The following is a 22,118-nucleotide window of genomic DNA, read 5'->3' as shown; positions in this document are numbered from 1 at the left end:
CATGTCAACACCTCGGACCAAAAACATCATCATCGGCACTGCTGGCCACGTTGATCACGGAAAAACAGCCCTCATTCAAGCTCTAACGGGAGCCAAAACGGATCGGCTCAAAGAGGAACAACAACGAGGGATCTCAATTGACCTTGGCTTTGCCTCATTTGAGCTACCGAATGGTGATCAAGCTGGAGTTATTGACGTTCCGGGTCACGAAAAATTCATCAACAATATGCTTGCAGGTGTCGGCGGGATTGATCTCGTTCTCCTTGTTGTCGACTGCAATGAAGGGGTGATGCCGCAAACCCACGAGCATCTTCAAATCCTCAATCTGCTACAAATTCCACGAGGAATCGTCGTTATGACCAAGGTCGACCTTGCCGATGAAGAGTGGGCCGATGTAGTTGAAGAGGAAATTAGAGAAGAGATCGCGACAACTTTTTTGAAAGATGCACCCTTTTGTCGTGTCTCATCGATAACAGGTCAAGGGATTCCCGAACTGATTCAAACCATTGTTGAGGTGAGCAGCAAAATCCCTCAACGCGATTCAGATGGACCGATGCGCCTACCTATTGACCGCCATTTTTCCGTTGCAGGTTTTGGCACAGTGGTAACAGGGACCCTGCTTACAGGCAGTGCCCATGTCGGTGAAAGTGTCGAAGTATTACCACCAGGTGAAAAGGTTCGAATTCGTGACATTCAGGTGCATGGAAAAAAACAAGAGGTGGCCTATTGTGGACAACGCGTAGCTCTCAACCTAGCAGGATTAGAGCGAAGCGTCTTGCAACGGGGCAGCGTCATTGGCACCCCAGCGATTTTTGAACAAACCAACCGTATTGATGCACGCCTCACCTTGCTGGCCGATGCGCCACGAACGATAAAGTTTCGTGACCCCGTCCATTTCTACCTCGGCACGGCACGCGTTGTAGGGTTGATTGCCCTACTCGATCGCGACCAGATGGAAGCGGGTGAAACCGCATTGGTACAGATCCATCTCGACCGTCCCCTTGTTGCTCACCGTCAAGACCGATTCATTATCCGTTCATACTCACCGATGTTTACCATCGGCGGCGGCATTGTGGTTGACCCTGCACCAGTAAAACACAAACGCTTTCGCGATGAAGTGATCAAGCAACTTGAGGAACTTGAATCGGGTGAAGGGTCGTTTCTACTACAAAAGCTCACTGAGTTACAATGTGCGCGAATCAAAGACCTTGAACAGATATCAGGGATGGGCCGAGAAAAAATCACCAATCACCTGAAAGATCTCGAACAACAAAAGCAGGTGTGTTTACTGGCCGACCAGTGGCTGCCCTCGCCAGTGATGCGTAGTTTTAGTGAACGGATGATTGAAAGTATCGCTGAATTTCATAAACAAAATCCGTTACTACCGGGCATGCCTCACGCCACCCTGAAAGCCAAATTATCGAAACGTTTGACCGGCAAAGCGTTCGATCAACTGCTTGCCAATACCGCGCTGCAACGAGCGGGAGAATGGGTGCAGGTCGAAGGCTATATCCCTCAACCTTCAGCTGAACAGCAGCAGATTCTTGATAAAATTGAGGTCAACTACCGAAAGGCTGGAGTGGTGGCAAAAGGTCGACGAGAGATGCTCGAACCACTTGGTCTTGATGATAAGACGATTGAAGATTGTCTCGGATATCTGTTCTTTAACAATATCTTGATCAAGCTCAACGAGGAAACATTTTTTCATCACACCTACTATCAACAAGCACTGCAACAATTAATTGATCACTTTGCTAAACAACAGAGCCTGACCTTAGGCCAATATCGTGATTTAATTGGCAGTGCACGCAAGCCAGTTCAAGCACTACTAGAGTATTTTGACACGTTAAAGTACACTATGCGCAAGGGCGATGCTCGCGAAGCATGGAAACTTCCAAGTTCAGCACAGTAGCCAACCATTTAACGAATTATTAGCATAAAAAACCATATTAATAACCATGAAGGAACACTTAGTGAGTACTGAAAAAATAACCCTGACTCAACTGGCCCGTAGCGCTGGATGAGCGGCAAAACTTGGTCCTGAGACCTTGGCACAGGTTCTGTGCCAGTTACCGCAAAATGATGACCCCAACCTCTTGTCACGCGATATCCCGTGCGCTGACGCGGGGATCTATCAAATTACGCCAGAATTGGTATTACTGCAGTCCATCGACTTCTTTACCCCGGTGGTTGATGACCCGTATCTATTTGGCGCGATTGCTGCTTCCAACGCGCTTTCAGATGTCTATGCGATGGGTGGTAAGCCGATCACTGCCATGAATATGGTTGCTTTCCCAACCTGTTTGGACATAGACATTCTCACGCAAATTTTATGTGGCAGCACCGATAAGGTTCATGAAGCTGGAGCAACGGTTGTCGGTGGACACTCCATTGAAGATGAAGAGCCAAAATTTGGCCTCGCCATTACCGGAACCGCGCACCCTGATCGACTGATCACCACCCTTGGCTGTCAAGCAGGTGATCTTCTTGTGCTCACAAAACCTCTCGGCACAGGGCTACTAACTACGTCGCTTAAGGCTAAGGTTTTAAACGAGCAACAGATTGGTGTTGCCCTAAAAGGGATGGAACGTCTCAACCGCTACGCCTCTGAAGCAATGCTGAAAGTTGGTGTTTCAGCCTGCACCGACATCACTGGATTCGGTTTGATCGGCCACGCCTTAGAGATGGCAGATGCCAGTCAAGTGCGTCTCACAATTCACGGTGACAGCTTGCCCGACTACCCCCATGCTATTGACATGGCTGAAAACGGTCTGGTTCCCGAGGGTCGCTTCCGTAACCACCGTCACTACATGCCGCGAGTGAGCGGCGAAGCGGGGCAACCGCAACACGTAATCGACCTGCTATGTGACCCACAAACCTCTGGTGGCCTATTAATTTCAGTTCCAGCACAACGTCTTGACCAACTGCTTAGTGCCCTTCAAGAGGCGGGAGACCAAGCTTTTATTATTGGTGAAGTCGAACATGGACCAGCTGGGTCAATGCAACTCATTTAACGAACACCCACAACTTGATAGTACGCACAACGTAAAAAGCCCCGCTCAGCAATCTGAGTGGGGCTTTTGTTTCAAAAATTTGTCCGTCACGTTAAAACTCGTCTGCTGACCACATCGATTCATCAAAGCGTATCGACTTATTGCGCCCCGTATCTTTGGCATTATACAACGCAACATCGGCATACTTAATGGATTGCCAGAAGCCATCGGAATCTAAAGGAAATTCACTCACACCGATACTTATGGTCTTTCTAACTTTTTCAGAGCCAACAATAAACACTTTTTCCTCAATGTTAATTCGGATTTTTTCCGCAACAGCCAATGCGTCGCCTGATTCAACATCAGTAATAATAACCAAAAATTCTTCGCCACCAAAACGAATCACCACATCAGATTCACGTACACTCTCGCTGATGATATTTGAAGTCCCTTTGAGAATTTCATCTCCAGCATCATGACCATATTGATCGTTCACCTGCTTAAAAAAATCGATATCACACATCAACAAGCCAATCCCTTTTTTACGCCGCAAGCTGCCAGCAATAAGATGACCCGCTTGATCTTGTAAGAAACGCCGATTGAATAACCCAGTCATCGGATCGCGTAACGAAGATTCGCGCAGGGTGTTCATCAATCTTTTAGCTTCGAGCACTGATAGCGACTGCTTGATATAGGCTTCTGCCTTTGCAACTTTACGTTCGATCTCATTGCGTGAAAGTGCATATTCACCAACCTTATCAAAGACAAATTGCACTACTCCGCCAGCATGCCCACCAATAATCATCGGCACACAAACATGAACCTTAGTTTGATCGTCAATGAATTGCTTACAGACTCGATCATAAGCGAGGGACGAGATGGGATGACCCGTTTTAACAGCGCGACAAAGATCACATGAAATTAAAATGTCAGCATGACACTGTAGTTCTTTTTCAGACAACGCCATTGGATAAACTGCTTGCATTGTTTTGTAATCACCACTGACTTCATAAATGCAGTACTGATCAATGCCAACATTACAGCTGAACGCCTCCCCCATCCTGGAATACACATCTTCGAGGGTTGCATCTTCTTCAATCACACTTTTAAAGACTGTCATACCATGTACGGTATCCATGAGATCATTAAACTCTTGTGACATTTCACCGATTTCATCGTCAGAACGAATCTCGATTTTGTCTGTCAAATCAACGTGTCCCGTTGCCAAGGTATGAATTTTGGTTATCATCGATGAAACAGGCAAGACAATTGAATCGGATATCCAGAAAGTAAATACCGCCAACAAACCACTGGCCAACGTTAGTACGGTTAGAATCATCCAAAAAGCATAGCTGGTTGTAGTGGTGATACTGGTCGAATATTGATTCGTTTGTTGAGAGACCGATTCTAAAAATTCAACCGAGGCATTTTTAAGCTCGGCTTCGATGGCACCAAAGCGCCCACGTTGATTCTCAAGTCCCGAGCTATTATCTGCACGGTTTTTAACTTGATCAATCTTGAGATACGTCATTTCATTGAGTAATTTTAGCAGTGAAGTTGTTGAACCTTTTACCAACTCAACATAGGCACGATTCCCCTCTTGATCAAGCCATTCGTCATCAGACAATCGATCCCAAATCAAACGCAGTGGCGACAGCATTCTCGGCGCATCTAACTGATCAATTCTTGCATCAATTGCTAACAGATTTGACTTAACCCGCTCTGCTTTTAGAGTAATAATCTGTTCACTCTCGGCATGAATTAAATCGACAATGAGGTGATCAACCTCGTTGGTATTACGTAGGGTATCTTGTGCAAACCACTCATACGGCAGTAAACTATCAACCACTTGGGCAGTTTTAATATTCACATCTACCAGCACATAGAATGAAACACTGGTCAACAAAACAAACCAAAAGAGAACGCCAACGGCAAAGAGGGTAAATTTGCGACGAATAGGCAGGTCGACAAACGTAATCAAACGAACGATTTTTCTAACAATTCCTCGTTTTTTCACTTCTGACATCGAACGATTCCTCTCCGTTGATTCACACCTTATTGACTGTATAATACGCGATAACTCACCCTAATTGAGTCATATTGCTCAATTAATAATGATATCTGCTTTAATTATTCAATCATTTGTTGGATGCAATATCTTTACCAACAGCAAACGCCTGACCAACAAAACCACCTATAGCAAAATATGCGCGATTACCTGGCGCAAACAACAATGGGTCAACCAACCGAATATCAGGTTGTCCATCCGAATTGAGACACCGCTCTTCGATCTTTACATCTACAATTTCACCTACAAACTGAGTATGCGCACCAAGGTCATGCGTTGCCATAAGACGGCACTCCAACACTAAAGGGCAGTCATTTAACATTGGCGCATCAACATGCTCAGCCCGCTCAATCTCGACACCACTGCACTTCACCTTGTCGCATTTTTTACCCGAAACCAATCCGAAATAATCAGCTACTGCAACTTGGCTTGTTGACGGAATATTAATAGTAAAGGCTTGACGATGGATGATATTGTCATAGCTATGCCGTTCTTGACGAATCGATACCGCAACACTAGGCGGATTAGAGCTACACAAACCACCCCAAGCGGCATTCATCATATTTGCGACACCATTTACATCATAACTACCAACCAAGAATACAGGTGTCGGATAGACAAGCGGCTTCGCACCAAGTGATTGTTTCATTTGATCTCCCATTTGTACTTAACGATATATGCTCAAACTATTTAGTTAATGAATCGACTTTACGGCAGACGCCACAGCGGTCACAATTTTTTTGGCACGGTCTTGAAAGTGTTTCTTTGATTCCAGCTTGATATTCGCGCCACAGGTACTCTTTGACAACGCCTGCGCTAATCACATCCCATGGCAGTACTTCGAACTGAGTCCGTTGCCGTTGTGCGTAAAAACTTGGATCAATTCCCTCACCACGGCAAGCAGCATTTAAATTATCACCCTGAGCCAACCGCGGAAGTATTGCAGCAATTCGTCGATCACCACGCGCAAGCACGGCTTGAAGTTGCGCACTACGGACCGATTCAACCTGTATTTTCATATTAGGCATACGGTTAACCTGTTTACGCAAATACTGAATCGTCCGTTTTAATTCTGGAATGGAGGCCATACCAGCCCACTGAAAAGGTGTCATCGGTTTTGGAATAAATGGGTTAACGGAGAGCGTGATGGTACCCAGACGTCCGAGAGGCCGTTGAGCTTCGATCCAAATGGAACGAATTTTAGTTACCAACGCAATAAGTTCTTCATTGTCGGCATTTGTTTCTGTGGGTAATCCAATCAAAAAATATAATTTTAAATTTAGGATACCCTCTTCAGCTAAAATTTTTACCGCCCCAATAATTTGCTCTTCAGTGAGATGCTTATTAACCAAATCACGTAAGCGCTGACTCCCTGCTTCAGGAGCTAAGGCAAGCGTTTTCTGACCAGACTGTTTTAATATCCTCACCTGATTACTCGTCATGGTATCAATGCGTAAACTGGCAACAGAGACATCCGCACCGAAGTCAAGAACCTGCTCAGTCACCTCATCCAATGATGAATAATCCGACACAGCGGCGCCGACTAATCCCGCGGTACTGCTAGAAGACAAACAGGGTGTCAATTGTTCCATCACACACTGTGCTGTTTTTTCTCGTGGGGGTAAGTAAACAAACCCGGTGGCACAAAAGCGACATCCACGCGAACAACCACGCGACACCTCGATAAGATCCATTGTGCCAAATGCGGTATGTGGTGTCTTGATCAAACTTTGACACTGAGTGGTATTGAGATCCTTTACCCACTGCCTTTGAACAGGAAAACAACTCTGATCCTTGGCCGTGATTGACTCAAGGGTTCCATCTTCATGGTATTCAATTTGATACAAGCTCGGCACATAATAGCCCGCTTGTTGCGCGAGGAACGCTAAGCACTCACTTCGCTCTTGCTCAATCAATATTTGATCAAGAAGTGGATTCAGAAGTACTTCCGCTTCGCCAACAACAAACAGATCGACAAACTCAGCAATGGGTTCTGGATTCAACAGGGCGCAAATACCACCTGCTATGACCAAAGGATGCCCTTGATTGCGTTGCTGACGCCATAACGGCAAACGAAACAAGTCAAAGAGAATGGGGAGGTTGATATAATCATTTTCAAATGAAAGTGAAAAAGCGATGACATCAAAGGAGTCTATTGTGCGGCCTGTTTCCAGCGACACAACAGGTGTATTGATTTTATGGTGACGTTCAAGGTCTTCAGAATCAGGGAGAAAGAATCGCTCACACAAACAATCATCACGTTGCTGAATAAGCTGATAGACGGCCTGAAAACCAAGATTACTCATGGCATGATAATAGGTGTTTGGATAAACTAACGCGACACTGAGTCGTCCGCCCCAAGGCTTGGGTTCGCAACCAATCTCATCGGCAAGACGCTGTTGGCGTTTTTCACGTAAATGATGGGGCATGACTCACCTATTTTCAAAAAAGAAACGGGGACCATAAAGGTCCCCGATCTGAGGGAGTTATACATGACACCTGTCAGTACAACCTATCCAGCACTGCGGACGGAGACCGCTTACTGGATAACTTTAACACCATGTCTACGCATAAATATGTACAGTAAATCAATGGTGCGTTATGGAGTACTTAGTCCTGCCGCTTACGCAAAAAGGTAGGGATGTCATATTCGTCATCCTCATTACCCTTGGAACGCATAGAACGAGTTGCTTCACGTTGTTGATTGCGAATGATCGTTGGCACATCAAGGTCAACCTTTGAGCCGATCCGTTTTGAGGCATCACTCTTGAGGTTTTTCAAGTGACGTTTATCCTTTTCAAACGAATCACCAAAGCCTGTCGCAATCGCTGTAATTTTTATTTTTTCTCCCAGCTCTTCGTTGATGACCAGACCAACAATAATATTGGCATCTTCATGAACTTTTTCGTGAACAATGCGTGACGCTTCATCAAACTCTTCCATCGTCATGCTGCTTGAGCCAGAGATATTAACCAATACCCCTTTAGCGCCTGAGATATCAATATCTTCAAGCAACGGACTACTAATCGCTTGCTGAGCAGCCTCACTTGAACGCTTCTCACCTTCTGCGATACCAATCCCCATCATTGCCATGCCACGCTCACTCATCACCGATTTAACATCAGCGAAGTCAACGTTCATCAAGCCACTGGTGGTGATCAAATCAGAGATCCCTTGAACCGCTTGGCGCAGCACATCATCTGCGGGTCTAAACGCATCGAGAATACTCATATTTTTTCCAGCTAAACCAACAAGGCGATCATTTGGGATCACAATCAGCGAATCAACCACTTTTTTGAGTTCCTCAACACCACCTTCAGCTTTAAGCAGTCGTTGACGACCTTCGCGGGTAAAGGGCTTGGTAACCACACCAACCGTTAATGCGCCAATTTCACGTGCCGCTTCAGCGATGACAGGCGCAGCACCAGTTCCAGTGCCGCCGCCAAGACCGCACGCAACAAAGACCATGTCAGCGCCGGTAAGAAGCTCAGTGATTCGAGCACGGTCTTCCATCGCTGCTTCTCGTCCTGTTTCTGGATTCGCTCCGGCACCGAGCCCCTTGGTCAACTTAGTTCCAAGTTGAACCTTCATGGGCGCTACGCTACGCTTCAACGCTTGCGCATCGGTATTGGCAACAATAAATTCAACCCCTGTGATATCAGCATTAATCATCGCATCTACGACGTTACTACCTCCACCGCCGACACCGATCACTTTAATCTTTGCCGTTTGGTCTAACGATTCATCAAATTCAAACATGACTCCCCCTGCATGTGAATATCCCGTAAAAATTTTCTCCGTAAACAGATACGGGTGTGTTTAATTCGCTATCGGTATTAAATCAACAACGATAATTATTTCTAGCCTTTAAAAAAACTCGCCAAACCACTCTTTCATTCGGCGCATAACACGATCAAATACTTTTTCCTCACCAATTGAGAAATTTTCGCACTGTTGATTTTGGCTGCCATAAATGACAAGGCCAACACCCGTTGCATAAATTGGTGAATTAACAACATCAATTAACCCGCCCACGCCTTGTGGCGAACCACGACGAACAGGTAAATTAAAAATTTGTTCAGCAAGTTCTGGCATCCCCGGCAAAATACTGGTTCCACCAGTGATAACAACACCCGAAGCAATTAGGTCCTCATAACCGCTGCGGACAATCTCACGATTTACCAAGGTGAAAATCTCTTCAACGCGAGGCTCAAGAATCTCTGCGAGAAGTTGGCGTGATAAAATCCGTGGTTCACGTCCACCTACCGATGGTACCTCAATCGTTTCATCCGCACTGATATCACTGGTCAAACAACTACCATAAGTGCGCTTGATCCGCTCCGCTTCAGCCATCGGGGTACGTAAACCGACTGCGATATCGTTGGTGAGGTGATTTCCACCTAAAGACAGCACCGAGGTATGCTTAATAGCTCCATCGACAAAAATAGCTAAATCGGTGGTACCACCGCCAATATCAACAATGGCCACACCCAGCTCTTTTTCATCAAGAGATAACACAGCTTCAGACGAAGCCAGCGGCTCTAAAACAATATCCGCGACATTAACATTGGCCTTATTGCAGCTTTTTATAATATTTTGTGCGCTGGCGACAGCACCTGTCACAATATGCACTTTGGCCTCAAGGCGTACACCACTCATACCTAGCGGTTCCTTGATTCCATCTTGATCGTCGATAATATACTCTTGCGGCAACACATGGATCACTTCGCGATCCATCGGGATAGCAATTGCCTTTGCCGCATCAATTACGCGCTGTATATCTTCGGTAGTCACCTCACGATTCTTTATCGCAATTACACCCTGCGAATTAAAACCAGTGATATGAGCGCCTGCAATCCCTGCAAAGACCGAGTTTATCTCGCATCCCGCCATCAATTCAGCCTCTTGGAGCGCCTTGTGAATTGACTGAACTGTACTTTCAATATTAATAACAACACCCTTACGTAATCCTTTGGATACGCTAGTGCCGATACCGACAATTTCAAGTCCTGATTCCGTCATACTTCCGATAATGGTACAAATCTTAGTTGTGCCAATATCAAGGCCGACAATAAGGTTTTCCTTGCGGTTGCTCATTCCTATCCTTCCCACGGTTCCCCATCGTGACGTATTTTACCGCTACGACCTACTCTACATGTTCATAACAAGCGGTAAGCTAGAATCAATTTAAATCGTGTTTGTTGAAAATGGTTGAGTTTAACTGTTTTCATCAGCAACTGGAACCTATTTAACAATTACTTTATCGGGTACGTTTAGATCAATGTATTGCAACACTGGTAATCGTTTTTCAATATCTAAATAAATCTGTTCGAGTCGATCAATTTTTTCACTAAAGTGTTGATTGCCAACATGAATCGGCACCCCAAAAGGATCACTGTACAGCACAAATCCCTCTTGTGGGTTTATATCGATTTGCGCCACATCTGAAACGTTGAACACTTCTCTTTGCTGTAAATCATTGAGCATTTCAGCAACCTGTTGCAAGCGCTGCTGGCTCACCTCAGGACGATCAAGCAATTGCTGGCGATCTAAACCTGTCACTAACGGATAATCAAGAGCATCGCCGCCGCGTAACACCTTGAATATCTCACCGTCACGATCAACGTAATAAAGATATTCGAGATTAATGATGTAACACGCTTCACGCTCAGAAATATCTACGATAATTCCCTGCGGAAGTTTACGCATAATACGCGCTGAATGAATCCAGTCACTTTCAGCGATCTTTTCACCAATACTTTCAAGATCTAAGTCAAAAGTGCTTACCCCCTGTCGGATATCTGACAGATCGATGACATCTTGATCGCTTAAGCGATGGTTACCTTGTACCGTCACGGATTGAACTTGAAAATGTTCCGAGTTCATCACCAGATCCATCAATATCATCGCCCCAACAGTGACAAGACCAACACAAGCAGTAAACATAACACCCCGAGTACAGCGGGATATCAGCTTTTTCCAGTTACGGCTCGACGGATTTCGAACATTTCGATTAACCCGTTTCAGCTTGGTTGTTTTCGCTGCAGGGACCTTTTTCAAATCACGCATAATTTTCAGATGGCCCTAAATTTTAACAATCAGCGATCAAGTGACGCATCTCTAACAATACTTTCCACCAATGATGCAAAATCTATACCGCTACACGCTGCCGCTTTAGGCAATAGGCTGGTTTTAGTCATTCCGGGTATCGTATTCACCTCAAGAAAGTAACATTTATCTTCGGTAACAATAAAATCAACCCGTGCTGCACCACGGCAACCAATGATGCCACAACACGTTACGGCAGCCTGCTGTAGTTCACTGTATTGCGTATCTGGAAATTCTGCTGGTACAATATATTGTGTCGTCCCAGCTGTATATTTTGCTGCATAGTCGTAAAAACCATCAGCGGGAACCACCTCTATTACGGGCAAAGCTTCATTTAAGAGTACTGACACGGTAACTTCACGCCCAGATATAAATTTCTCGACTAAAACCCGGCGATCAAAGGTTTGTGCAAAGGTGATGGCCTGCTGAAGTTCTTCACGATCATTGACAATTGTAATTCCAAGAGTTGACCCTTCACGAACGGGCTTAACAACCTGAGGGTAGTGGCAACAGTCAGAACAAAGGGCTTCAATATCACTTCTTTCATCGACCAAAAAAGAGTCGGCAACGGTAAGCTTGGTGGCTACCATTTTTTTCGTTATGTCTTTATCAATGGCAATCGCAGATGCAAGAACACCGCTTCCAGTATAAGGAATTTGCATCATCTCCAACAACCCTTGCAGGGTACCATCTTCGCCGTGGCGGCCATGGACAGCGATAAATGCAATTTCGGCACCCGACTCAGTGAGTTGCTGAGTTAATCGCGAGACAGAATCAATTGCAACGGCATCGTAGCCACGTTGGATTAACGCATCAAGAACTGCTTCCCCTGTACGTAATGAAACATCACGTTCTGCAGAGTCTCCGCCCATGATTACCGCGATCCGTTTTGATTTGATTGCGTCATTCACGCTCATCATTTTTCCTCTTCCCAATGTAAATGTTTGCACGGGCCGTTCACGTGTTCGTCAAATTCACCCATGTTATGCACTTCAGGCCACAAACATATACCTGTTTGATCAATAACGGTTTGTTGTACCAATTCCATCAATTGTATAATCTCGTCGGCAGTTGCATTACCACGGTTTACGATAAAATTGGTATGATGTTCAGAAATCTGGGCGTCACCAATAATTCTACCGCGCAAACCACACTGGTCAATCAATTTCCACGCCTGAAGTCCAGTCGGGTTTTTGAATACCGACCCAGCTGTTGCCCCCTTAACAGCATGGGCATGACGACGATGTTCACGCGCTGCTGCAACCTTTTCTCGTAGCAATTTTGGATCACTACGTTCACATGCAAAGACCACCTCTAACACCATATGTTTATCGTCGATAGCACTACTGCGATAACCGAAATGAAATTCATCTCGTCCCCAGAGTTCCACGGCCGCATCTTCGGCCACTAGTGCCGATTGAAGGCAATCAGAAATCTGTTGATCAAAAGCCCCAGCATTACCAGCGACAGCACCACCAACTGTGCCGGGAATCCCAGCAAGGGATTCAAATCCAGCATACCCTAAGCGCACTGCCTCTTTTACAAGATGACTTAACCGGCACCCTGCACCAACTGTTAATTGACGCGTTCCAGTTGGAATGATTCGGTTCATATCAGATAATTGAATGACTAAACCTCGCACCCCTTTGTCGGCAATGAGAAGATTACTTCCACCACCCAGCACCCGCCACGGCACACGATGGTGACGGATAAAAGCAAAAAGGGTATGAACATCTTCAACATCTAGCGGTCGAACCAGTAGATCAGCACGGCCACCAACTCGCCAGGTGTTGAGACCATCCAAGGGTTCGTCAATGAGACATTCCCCCCGTATTCCCCAACATCCTTGAGTTAATTCCTCACGCCAATCGACTTTGATCATTTTGATAACGTTTCGATAAGTTGCTCACCCACTTGCCACACTGAACCAGCACCAAATGTGATCACCATGTCACCCGTCTTCAGCTCTTCTTTCAAATGATCAAGAACCTGCTGTCCTTCACCGCAATAGTGAACATTGCGATGACCATGCTCTGATATGGCTTGGACCAACAACTGGCTGTCTATGCCGTCAATCTTTGCTTCACCTGCTGCGTAAACATCCATAACGATCAGACAATCTGCTTGAAAAAAAGCCGTAACAAAATCATCAAATAACGCCTTGGTTCGGCTGTACCGATGTGGTTGGAAAATTGCTACAATCCGTCGATCCCATCCATTGCGTGCTGCGGCGAGGGTTGCCTTAATCTCAACGGGATGATGTCCATAATCATCCACCACCATTACTTCATTATCATGCTTAATTTGAAAGCGGCGCTGCACTCCAGCAAATTCGGCAAAACCGTGTTGGATCGTATCTACATCAAGCTCTAACTCACGGGCGACCGCCAACGAAGCCAGAGCGTTTAACACATTATGCTCACCGGGCATCTCGATCCGCATACGACCAAGATCCACATTCCGATAACTCACCTGAAACTCAGTGCCACCGCCACTGTATTGAATATCTGTTGCTTGATAATCGGCCTGTGGTGTTATGCCATAGGTCACATAACGTTTCTCAACCTGCGGTAGAATTGTTTGAATATTGCTATCATCAAGACATAAAACGGCTAAACCATAGAATGGCACTTTATTGATAAAGTCGATAAACACCGATTGAATTTCATCCAGCCCCGAATAGTAATCCAGATGATCAACATCAATATTAGTCACCACCGCAATACAAGGTGATAACTTCAAAAATGAACCATCAGATTCATCGGCCTCCACCACCATAAACTGCCCTTGGCCCAACTTAGCATTCGAGCCTAGTGCATTAAGTCGTCCGCCAACAACGGCCGTCGGATCAATTCCGCCATGAGACAACAGGGTGGCAACCATACTGGTCGTTGTCGTCTTTCCATGAGTACCAGCAATGGCAATGCCGTACTTCATCCGCATCAGTTCAGCGAGCATCTCTGCCCGTGGAATGACTGGCACATGCAAACGCTGCGCTTCGACAACTTCAGCGTTATCGGCTGCAACAGCCGTACTCGTGACCACCACTTGAGCGTCAGTGACATTCTCTGTGGCATGACCATAATAAATTGTGCCGCCGAGTTGCTCAAGCCGCCGAGTTAAATCACTGGCCTTAAGATCAGAACCCGACACCTGATAATTAAGATTAAGCAGGACCTCTGCGATACCACTCATTCCAATACCACCAATGCCAACAAAATGGATTCGACGAATTTTCCCGTACATAGCTTATTTCCGTTTCTGTACCAGCATTTGGCACTCATGAAGAATGAGATCTGCGGCCCCTTTTGCCCCGAGTGATCGGGCCTGCTTCCCCATCGCGTCTAACCGCTGTTGATCGTTCAGTAATTCGATAATAGTGTTCGCTAACGTCTCACCACCCAATTCTCTTTGTGGTATTAAGCACGCCGCCTCAACATCCACCATCGCTTGAGCATTACAGGTTTGATGGTCTGCAGCTGCTTGTGGAAATGGGATCAACACCGAGGGTCGGCCACAGGCCGCCAACTCTGCCACAGTGGTAGCTCCAGATCGACAGACAACTAATTGGCTTTGCGCATATGCCGTGGCCATATCATCGATAAATTCGACCACTTCAACCTCATTCAAACCACAATCATTGTAATCCGTTACCACATCAGCCATCGCATTACGACCCGTCTGATGAATCACTTTCAGGGTCGGAAAAACTTCCATCACCTGCGGCAATGCTGCAACCATTGCCTTATTGATAGCACTCGCTCCTTGACTGCCACCAAAAACCAACAGTTGCGGTGCTTCACCACGCCAAGGGCGACAATTAAACATCTGCTGCCGAACGGGGTTGCCCGTTAACACCACCGCGTTGCGACCAAAACCTTTTGCCCCCTGAACCATTGATAGACAGATGCGTCCTGCCCACAATGACGCCACGCGATTGGCTAAACCGGGAATGGCATTTTGTTCATGCAATACCACGGGAATACGAGTTAATCCTGCAGCAACCAATGTTGGCAAAGAGGCATAGCCACCGACACCGATCACCACATCAGGCTTAAACTTCTTTAAAATACTAAGAGCATCGCGCGTACTGCGCACCAACTTTGCCAGCACCATTATTTTTCGAGAAAACGATTGACCAGCGAAGCCACAGAAGTCAACGGTTTCGAGATCGAAACCTTGTGGTTCCACCACCCGACTCTCAATCCCTTGCTTTGTGCCAACAAATAAAATTTCCGCCTGTTGATCCTGTTGTCGAGCCTGTTGAGCCATCGCTAAAGCGGGGAATATATGTCCCCCCGTGCCACCGCCGGTAAATAGGTATCTCATCGCTGAACCTTTTCTACTGAAGCAGATATATTAAGTAGCACCCCAATTGAAAACAAGGTACACAACAAGCTGGTCCCACCATAGGACAACAGCGGCAAAGCGAGTCCCTTATTGGGAACCATCCCCATAACAACAGCCATATTGGCAAATGCCTGTAAACCAAACAACAAACTAATACCGAACGCCGTTAGGCGACCAAAACCATCATCAGATTGAAATGCAACCCGTAAGCCGAGTAACACCACGCCAAGAAACATGGTGATCACAATCACGACCGCGACAAAACCAAGTTCCTCGCCGACCACCGAAAAAATAAAATCGGTATGTGCTTCGGGCAAAAAGAATAGTTTTTGCATCCCCTCACCTAGACCTTGTCCGGTAAGACCGCCGACTCCAAACCCCATCCAACTTTGGATAATTTGAAAACCTGTATCTCGCGGATCTTGCCACGGGTCCCAAAAAGCCATAATCCGTTGTCGCCGATACTCTTCATGCATGATCAACCACACCAACATCGGAAAGGCCGTTAATACACTAAGCATCAAATAGCGCCACTTGGTGCCCGCTACCAACAGCATCAACCCCGTAACGATCGCCATGGTAGCTGAACCACCGAGGTCGCGTTGGGCGAGCATAAGGCTGAGTAACACCATCAACACCACCATGTAGGGGACAAAACCATACTTGAACTCTTTTAATCGATCCTCTTTTTTTGTTGCCGAATGAGCAAGATAAAAGATCAAAGCCAGTTTCGCAGCTTCAGAGGGCTGAATAGTAAAACCTGGCATCTTAATCCACCGACTTGCGCCACCGGCTTGATGACCAATACCGGGGATAAAAACGGCGGCCATCAGTAATGTACATATCACTAACAAGGGGACCGAAAGTTTCCGCCACCAATGATAGTCAATCCGCGTTGCTACGGCTAAAACAAATAAACCCAACGCCGCAAACACTCCTTGGCGCTTCAAAAAGTAAAAGCTATCGTGATACCTTCTATCAGCCATAATCGACGAGGAGGAGTAGACCATCAGCACCCCAAAGCAGGTCAATGCTACGGCCAGAATCAGAATCGTTGTGTCGTACTCCCGCTTCATCTCTTAACCCTCACCGTTCAAATGTGGGCCAAAGTGCGAGGAGTGATCGGCGAGAGCCATCACCGCCTCGGTAAAGATTTCACCACGCTGCTCAAAGCTGTCAAACATATCAAAACTTGAACAACCGGGAGATAACAATACCGCCCCACCATTGGTAGTAACATCGTGGGCAAAAGCAACTGCTTGCTGCATACTGTCGGCCCGGTAGATCGGCGCAATATCCTGCCACGCTTGTTCCATCTTATCGGCAGCTTCACCAATTAGTATAAATTGTGTCACCCGACCACTGAGGCAATCACACAGGTCACGATAATCGCCACCCTTATCTTTACCACCAGCAATTAACGTCACTGGAGCCGGTAAGCCTGCAACACTCTTCATGACGCTACCGGGGTTGGTTCCCTTCGAATCATTATACCAACGTACCCCGCCTAGCTCGCGAACCAACACCATTCGATGAGGTAAGCCCGTAAACGCACACGCGGCTTGCCAGAGCTGTTGCGGGTCAAATCCTTCCAGCAACGGTGCAATCATGGCGGCCATCACATTTTCGATATTATGAACGCCACATAAACACAATTCGCTGGTGTTAAATTGCAAAGTCGGCCCATACCCGCGCCACTCAATGACACCATTAGCGTAACTCATCCCTTGTTCGAGACGTTGGCGCGAGGAGAACAGCACTTTTTGCGCGCGGCAGTGTTGGGAAATTCGCAACACGTCGTCATCATCGCCATTGAGAATGGCCACATCGTCTGCAGTTTGATTGTTGAAAATCGCCCCTTTTGCAGCGATATAGCTTTCCATGTCGGGGTAACGATCTAAATGATCGAGGGAGATATTCAATAGTGCTGCATAGCGAGGTCGAAACTGGGCAACGCTTTCTAGTTGAAACGATGACAGTTCCACTACGGCATAATCATCCGTAGCCTGTGGCTGACAGGCTCTTGCGCTAATCAACGGTGTACCGAGATTTCCGCCAACAAATATCTGCTGACCACAGTGGTGGAGCATCGCACCGAGTAATTCTGTTGTCGTTGATTTGCCATTAGTGCCGGTGATCGCCAAAATAGGACAATGCAATTGTCGGCTTGCTAACTCAATTTCACCGATAATCTCTACGCCAGACAGATGCGCAGCCTGAAGAGCGGCAACGGTTAACGGCACCCCTGGGCTGATGACAATCAGATCGGCAGCAACAAAAAATTCTCGATTATGACCTTCTAAATCAAGGGTTAACTCCGAGCGCAGCGCAGCAAAAGAGCCATCATCGGACCCTAGTATTTGATCGCCACTGCGGCGGTCACTCAGTACCACCTGTGCTCCGCAATCGAGTGCGTACCGGCACACAGCAAGGCCACTGCGACCTGCACCAACAACGACGATATTTTTCCCCTTTAATTCCATGCTTCTATCTCAATTTAAGGGTGGATAGAGCCACCAATGCCAATACGATACTGATGATCCAAAAACGGACAATAATCTTCGGCTCGGGCCACCCCTTTAACTCAAAATGATGATGGATCGGTGCCATGCGAAACACGCGCCGGCCAAGAAAACGGAACGACAGCACCTGAACGATAACGGATAATGCCTCAACAACAAAAATGCCACCAACAATCACCAGAACCAGCTCTTGCTTAACAATAATCGCAATCGTCCCCAGTGCTCCACCTAACGACAAACTACCGACATCGCCCATAAAGACTTGAGCTGGGTAGGTATTAAACCACAAAAAACCTAACCCTGCGCCAACCATTGCGCCGCAAATAATCGACAACTCGCCAGCTCCCGGAACCCCGGTAATTTGCAGATATGACGACAAGCGTGCATTGCCAGCAAGGTATGCAAACAGTAAGTACGCCCCCGAGGCGATAATCATCGGCCCGATGGCAAGGCCATCCAAACCATCGGTTAAATTTACGGCATTACCACTGCCAACAATTACCAGTAATATAAGGGGGATATAAAACCAACCGAGCCACGGATTGACCCCTTTAAAGAAGGGTACAGACAGCACAGGTTCAAAATTAGTTGCTTGAAACAACACTGCTGCCGCAATCAGGGCGATTACAATTTGCCACAACAATTTGTACCGCGCTGACAAACCATCGCTGCTCTTAAGTTTGACTTTTCTATAATCATCAACAAAACCGATAGCACCGTAGCCAACGGTGACCAACAGGACCACCCAAATATAGCCATTGGTTAGATCGGCCCACATCAATGTCGGCAGTACAATGGCAATCAAAATTAGAGTGCCACCCATGGTCGGTGTTCCCTCTTTTATAAAATGGGATTCAGGCCCACACTTGCGAATTGTTTGACCAATTTGCAGTGATGAAAGTCGATCAATCACCCATGGGCCCAGTAAAAATGAGATAACCAGAGCCGTAATGGTCGCGTAAATGGTTCGAAAGGTGATAAATCGAAACACATACAGTGCTGAGAATTCAGTATGAAGTGGATAAAGGAGATGGTACAGCATCGAGGCCCCCTAACGTGCTGGTTGAGATACATTCAACCTAATTTGCATTTATTATTGCAGGCAACCCATTCGAGTTGCGTTACTTGTCATTACCCTAGATCCGTGATCAGGCGTTGTACAATTTTTTCCATGTGCATGCCGCGTGAACCTTTTATCAACACACAATCTTCTGCGGATAAATTATTCTCAAGCCAAGCAACAATCTCATCGTGATCAGTACAAGGCGGCAAGACGATCTCAAGGTGTTCATCCGTATTTGCATCATCGGCACCCTGCACAACATAATTGGCCCATGCGCCCATGGTAATTAAGCAGTCCGCACGGCTAGCAGCATAGGCGCCAAGGTCTCGATGGCACTCTGCGGCGGCATCTCCAAGCTCAAGCATATCGGACAAAACCGCAATTTTACGACCTAAGCACGGCCAATCACCCAGCGCTTTGAGTGCCGCTTTCATCGACTGCGGATTAGCATTATAGCTATCATCCAACAGCGTCACACCCGACGCTAACTCCCGCACCTCTAAGCGCGCCGCAGCCATTTTAACCACAGATAAGCCCGCAACAATGTGAGCTACCGCGATACCAGCACTGTGCGCAGCAGCTGCTGCTGCCAAAGCATTCGACACCTGATGTTGCCCCGGTAAAGGTAACGTCACCTCATACTGCCCACCATCGAGATGCAAGGTAAAACTTGTTTCGCGTCCACATCTAAGATCAGTAGCCCACACGTCGGACTCATTCTCAATGGCAAAGCTAACTCGTTTAACCCCAATGGGCAGCGGTAGTGCAACCACCCAAGGATCATCATTGTTAACAATGGCAATCGAACCAGGCTTTAATTTCTCGAACAATTCCCCTTTTGCTTGAGCAACACCGGCAATATCACCAACCCCAGCAAGATGACCTGCTCCAACATTTGTAATCACCGCTACGGTAGGTTGGGCAATCTGTGCAAGACGGGAAATTTCTCCGAGGTTGCTCATACCCAGCTCTAACACCATCCAACGATGATCTTCACTTAACCGTGATAGTGTCAACGGCAATCCAATTAAATTATTGAAATTACCTTCGGTTTTTAAGCCTTCATCCTTTTGACCTAAAATCGATGCCAACATCTCTTTGGTAGATGTTTTACCTGTTGTCCCCGTTACGGCAAACACGGGCCCAACAAAATTTTGGCGTAAATATCCAGCAAGCTCGCCTAAACATTTTAACGCATCATCGACCTGAATGACAGGCACAGGCAAACCACCGACAACCTCTTCGCTTAAGCATGCCGTCGCACCATGCTCGACAGCATGGCGCAAATAATCGTGCCCATCATAATTGGGCCCATGCAGCGGCACAAATAGGTCACCTGGTTGCAACGATCGACTGTCTGTCGATACTCCCGTTACCGTAGCGCCTGTAGTTGCGGGCAAAAGACTGCCGCCAACGATTTGAGCGATCTCTTCAGTGGTAAACTTCATTACAATTTTAATTCCCTGATTGATCACGTTGTTGTCGAGCTGCAAGGGCGAACGTTACTTGTTCACGGTCATCAAAATGGATCTTTTCGGTCCCAAGAATCTGGTAATCTTCATGTCCCTTACCAGCAATCAACAACAAATCATCAGCTTGTAATAAAGCGATGGCTGTTTCAATGGCTTGGGCACGATCTTCAATCACACAGTAGTGACAATCTTCCGCATTAAATTCTGGTGGATGTATTAGCCACGACTGAAGATCTCTTTGATCATAGCGCTGACAACACTCATCAAAACCACGACATACGTCAGCTATAATCATTTGCGGGTCTTCAGTGCGAGGATTATCGGATGTAACAATACTCAACGTCGAATAGCGTGCCGCAACGGATGCCATGACAGGACGTTTGGAACTATCACGATCACCACCACAGCCAAACACGGTGAAAATCCTCTGTGGCTTGAGTGCACTTACCGCCTGCAAAGCCTTTTCTAAAGCATCTCCAGTGTGGGCATAATCAACAAGAATCAACGCTTTCAGCTCGTTATCCACCCGTTCCATGCGACCAGGAACCGTACGGGCGTGAGACAAGCCTTGTTCAATGGTAGAAATGGGCAGTTCTAATGCCACCCCAACGCCAACAGCACAAGCAAGATTTTCCATATTAAATCGGCCAATTAATGCCGAATGTAGCTGGACATCGCCATACGGTGTATGAAGCTGGGCTTCAATGCCTGACAAAGATTGGTTAAACGTGTCAACGCGTACGGCGGCATAATTTTTTATCCCAACACTGATCGCCCCATCTACGAGAGTCAGCAACTTAGCACCATATGGATCATCGGCATTAACAACAGCACGGCTATTTCCCGCGATAGAGGGATCAGTAAACATCAACAATTTTGCAGCAAAATAGCCATCCATCGTCTTATGATAATCAAGATGCTCTGGTGTCAGATTGGTAAACACTGTCGCCTTAAACTCCAAACCACATGCGCGAGACTGCATCAACGCATGAGAAGACACCTCGATCACTAACGCATCGGCACCGCGCTGACGAAAGTCTGCCAGCATACGCTGTAAATCCAACGACTCGGGAGTGGTGTGGCACGCTTCAAGATCGTAACCGTCAAATCGATTACTAATGGTACCAACCATAGCGGGTTTATATCCCGCTTGAACTAACAACGATTCAACCAAATAAGTCATTGTCGTTTTACCATTGGTACCAGTGATACCAATGGTGAGTAATTCACGTGCGGGATAACCGTAAAACGCAGCAGCCATTTTCGCCATGCTTTGCCGTGCATCAGCAACAACAATCAACTGCACCGCTTCAGGCAACAAAACCTCTCGCTCGGCAACGATGGCCAGCGCACCATTTTTTATGGCCGCATCAATATAGTCATGGCCATCGACCATGTCACCAGGTAAAGCAAAAAACAGCCCCCCTTCGCGCACACAACGCGAGTCATAATACAATGCGTCAATCTCCTGCGTCGTATCATGCAGATCATTCAAACAGCAGACATCGACTATAATTTGATGCAGTTTCATAGCCCCTCGCT

General features: G+C 46.6%; 17 protein-coding genes. 2 read left to right on the top strand and 15 right to left on the bottom strand.

The genetic code is table 11. The features are described from left to right. Nucleotide 1: 1 nt before the first annotated feature. Nucleotides 2-1,912 (top strand): selenocysteine-specific translation elongation factor, encoded by a 1,911-nt coding sequence (gene selB / locus ACZ5KY_RS06625; protein ID WP_464243113.1) that lies wholly within the window; start codon nucleotides 2-4, stop codon nucleotides 1,910-1,912. 46 nt (nucleotides 1,913-1,958) lie between these two features. Then, complete coding sequence (selD, locus tag ACZ5KY_RS06620; protein WP_464243112.1) at nucleotides 1,959-3,014, top strand: selenide, water dikinase SelD; 1,056 nt, start codon at nucleotides 1,959-1,961, stop codon at nucleotides 3,012-3,014. A gap of 91 nt (nucleotides 3,015-3,105) precedes the next feature. Here the strand turns inward: selD and ACZ5KY_RS06615 are convergent, their stop codons facing one another. From ACZ5KY_RS06615 to ACZ5KY_RS06545, 15 genes are all read right to left on the bottom strand, one after another. Next, a complete protein-coding gene (locus ACZ5KY_RS06615) occupies nucleotides 3,106-5,019 on the bottom strand; it encodes a diguanylate cyclase (protein ID WP_464243111.1) in 1,914 nt (637 codons plus the stop codon). Nucleotides 5,020-5,131: 112 nt separating this feature from the next. Beyond that, nucleotides 5,132-5,710, bottom strand: a complete 579-nt coding sequence (locus ACZ5KY_RS06610; protein WP_464243110.1) for a flavin reductase family protein — start codon at nucleotides 5,708-5,710, stop codon at nucleotides 5,132-5,134. Between the two features lie 37 nt (nucleotides 5,711-5,747). Then, nucleotides 5,748-7,490, bottom strand: a complete 1,743-nt coding sequence (locus ACZ5KY_RS06605) for a radical SAM protein (RefSeq protein WP_464243109.1) — start codon at nucleotides 7,488-7,490, stop codon at nucleotides 5,748-5,750. A 181-nt stretch (nucleotides 7,491-7,671) separates the two neighbouring features. Next, nucleotides 7,672-8,820, bottom strand: a complete 1,149-nt coding sequence (gene ftsZ, locus ACZ5KY_RS06600) for a cell division protein FtsZ (protein WP_464243108.1) — start codon at nucleotides 8,818-8,820, stop codon at nucleotides 7,672-7,674. Nucleotides 8,821-8,928: 108 nt separating this feature from the next. Then, nucleotides 8,929-10,158 (bottom strand): cell division protein FtsA, encoded by a 1,230-nt coding sequence (ftsA, locus tag ACZ5KY_RS06595; RefSeq protein WP_464243107.1) that lies wholly within the window; start codon nucleotides 10,156-10,158, stop codon nucleotides 8,929-8,931. Between the two features lie 147 nt (nucleotides 10,159-10,305). Beyond that, entirely contained in the window at nucleotides 10,306-11,130 is an 825-nt protein-coding gene (locus ACZ5KY_RS06590) for a cell division protein FtsQ/DivIB (protein WP_464243106.1), read from the bottom strand. Nucleotides 11,131-11,159: 29 nt separating this feature from the next. After that, nucleotides 11,160-12,089, bottom strand: a complete 930-nt coding sequence (locus tag ACZ5KY_RS06585) for a D-alanine--D-alanine ligase (RefSeq protein WP_464243105.1) — start codon at nucleotides 12,087-12,089, stop codon at nucleotides 11,160-11,162. After that, nucleotides 12,086-13,051, bottom strand: coding sequence for a UDP-N-acetylmuramate dehydrogenase (gene murB, locus ACZ5KY_RS06580; protein WP_464243104.1), 966 nt, complete (start codon nucleotides 13,049-13,051; stop codon nucleotides 12,086-12,088). The genes ACZ5KY_RS06585 and murB overlap by 4 nt, the downstream gene beginning before the upstream one ends. Then, a complete protein-coding gene (murC, locus tag ACZ5KY_RS06575) occupies nucleotides 13,048-14,415 on the bottom strand; it encodes a UDP-N-acetylmuramate--L-alanine ligase (protein ID WP_464243103.1) in 1,368 nt (455 codons plus the stop codon). Before murC ends, murB begins: the two co-directional genes overlap by 4 nt. Nucleotides 14,416-14,418: 3 nt before the next feature. Next, nucleotides 14,419-15,498, bottom strand: coding sequence for an undecaprenyldiphospho-muramoylpentapeptide beta-N-acetylglucosaminyltransferase (gene murG, locus ACZ5KY_RS06570; RefSeq protein ID WP_464243102.1), 1,080 nt, complete (start codon nucleotides 15,496-15,498; stop codon nucleotides 14,419-14,421). Then, a complete protein-coding gene (gene ftsW, locus ACZ5KY_RS06565) occupies nucleotides 15,495-16,595 on the bottom strand; it encodes a putative lipid II flippase FtsW (protein WP_464243101.1) in 1,101 nt (366 codons plus the stop codon). The genes murG and ftsW overlap by 4 nt, the downstream gene beginning before the upstream one ends. A gap of 3 nt (nucleotides 16,596-16,598) precedes the next feature. Further along, entirely contained in the window at nucleotides 16,599-18,002 is a 1,404-nt protein-coding gene (gene murD, locus ACZ5KY_RS06560; RefSeq protein ID WP_464243100.1) for a UDP-N-acetylmuramoyl-L-alanine--D-glutamate ligase, read from the bottom strand. A gap of 4 nt (nucleotides 18,003-18,006) precedes the next feature. Then, the gene (gene mraY, locus ACZ5KY_RS06555; protein ID WP_464243099.1) at nucleotides 18,007-19,083 is read right to left on the bottom strand and encodes a phospho-N-acetylmuramoyl-pentapeptide-transferase; all 1,077 of its coding nucleotides are present in this window, start codon (nucleotides 19,081-19,083) and stop codon (nucleotides 18,007-18,009) included. A gap of 89 nt (nucleotides 19,084-19,172) precedes the next feature. Further along, nucleotides 19,173-20,552 carry a UDP-N-acetylmuramoyl-tripeptide--D-alanyl-D-alanine ligase gene (locus tag ACZ5KY_RS06550; RefSeq protein ID WP_464243098.1) on the bottom strand — a complete coding sequence of 460 codons (1,380 nt, stop codon included), beginning with the start codon at nucleotides 20,550-20,552 and terminating at the stop codon, nucleotides 19,173-19,175. A gap of 7 nt (nucleotides 20,553-20,559) precedes the next feature. Continuing rightward, the gene (locus ACZ5KY_RS06545; RefSeq protein WP_464243097.1) at nucleotides 20,560-22,107 is read right to left on the bottom strand and encodes a UDP-N-acetylmuramoyl-L-alanyl-D-glutamate--2,6-diaminopimelate ligase; all 1,548 of its coding nucleotides are present in this window, start codon (nucleotides 22,105-22,107) and stop codon (nucleotides 20,560-20,562) included. Nucleotides 22,108-22,118: the final 11 nt, after the last annotated feature.

The organism is Desulfuromonas svalbardensis (assembly GCF_055389415.1).
Note: the sequence above shows the minus strand (reverse complement) of the source record. Positions and strands in the feature narration are given on the sequence as shown.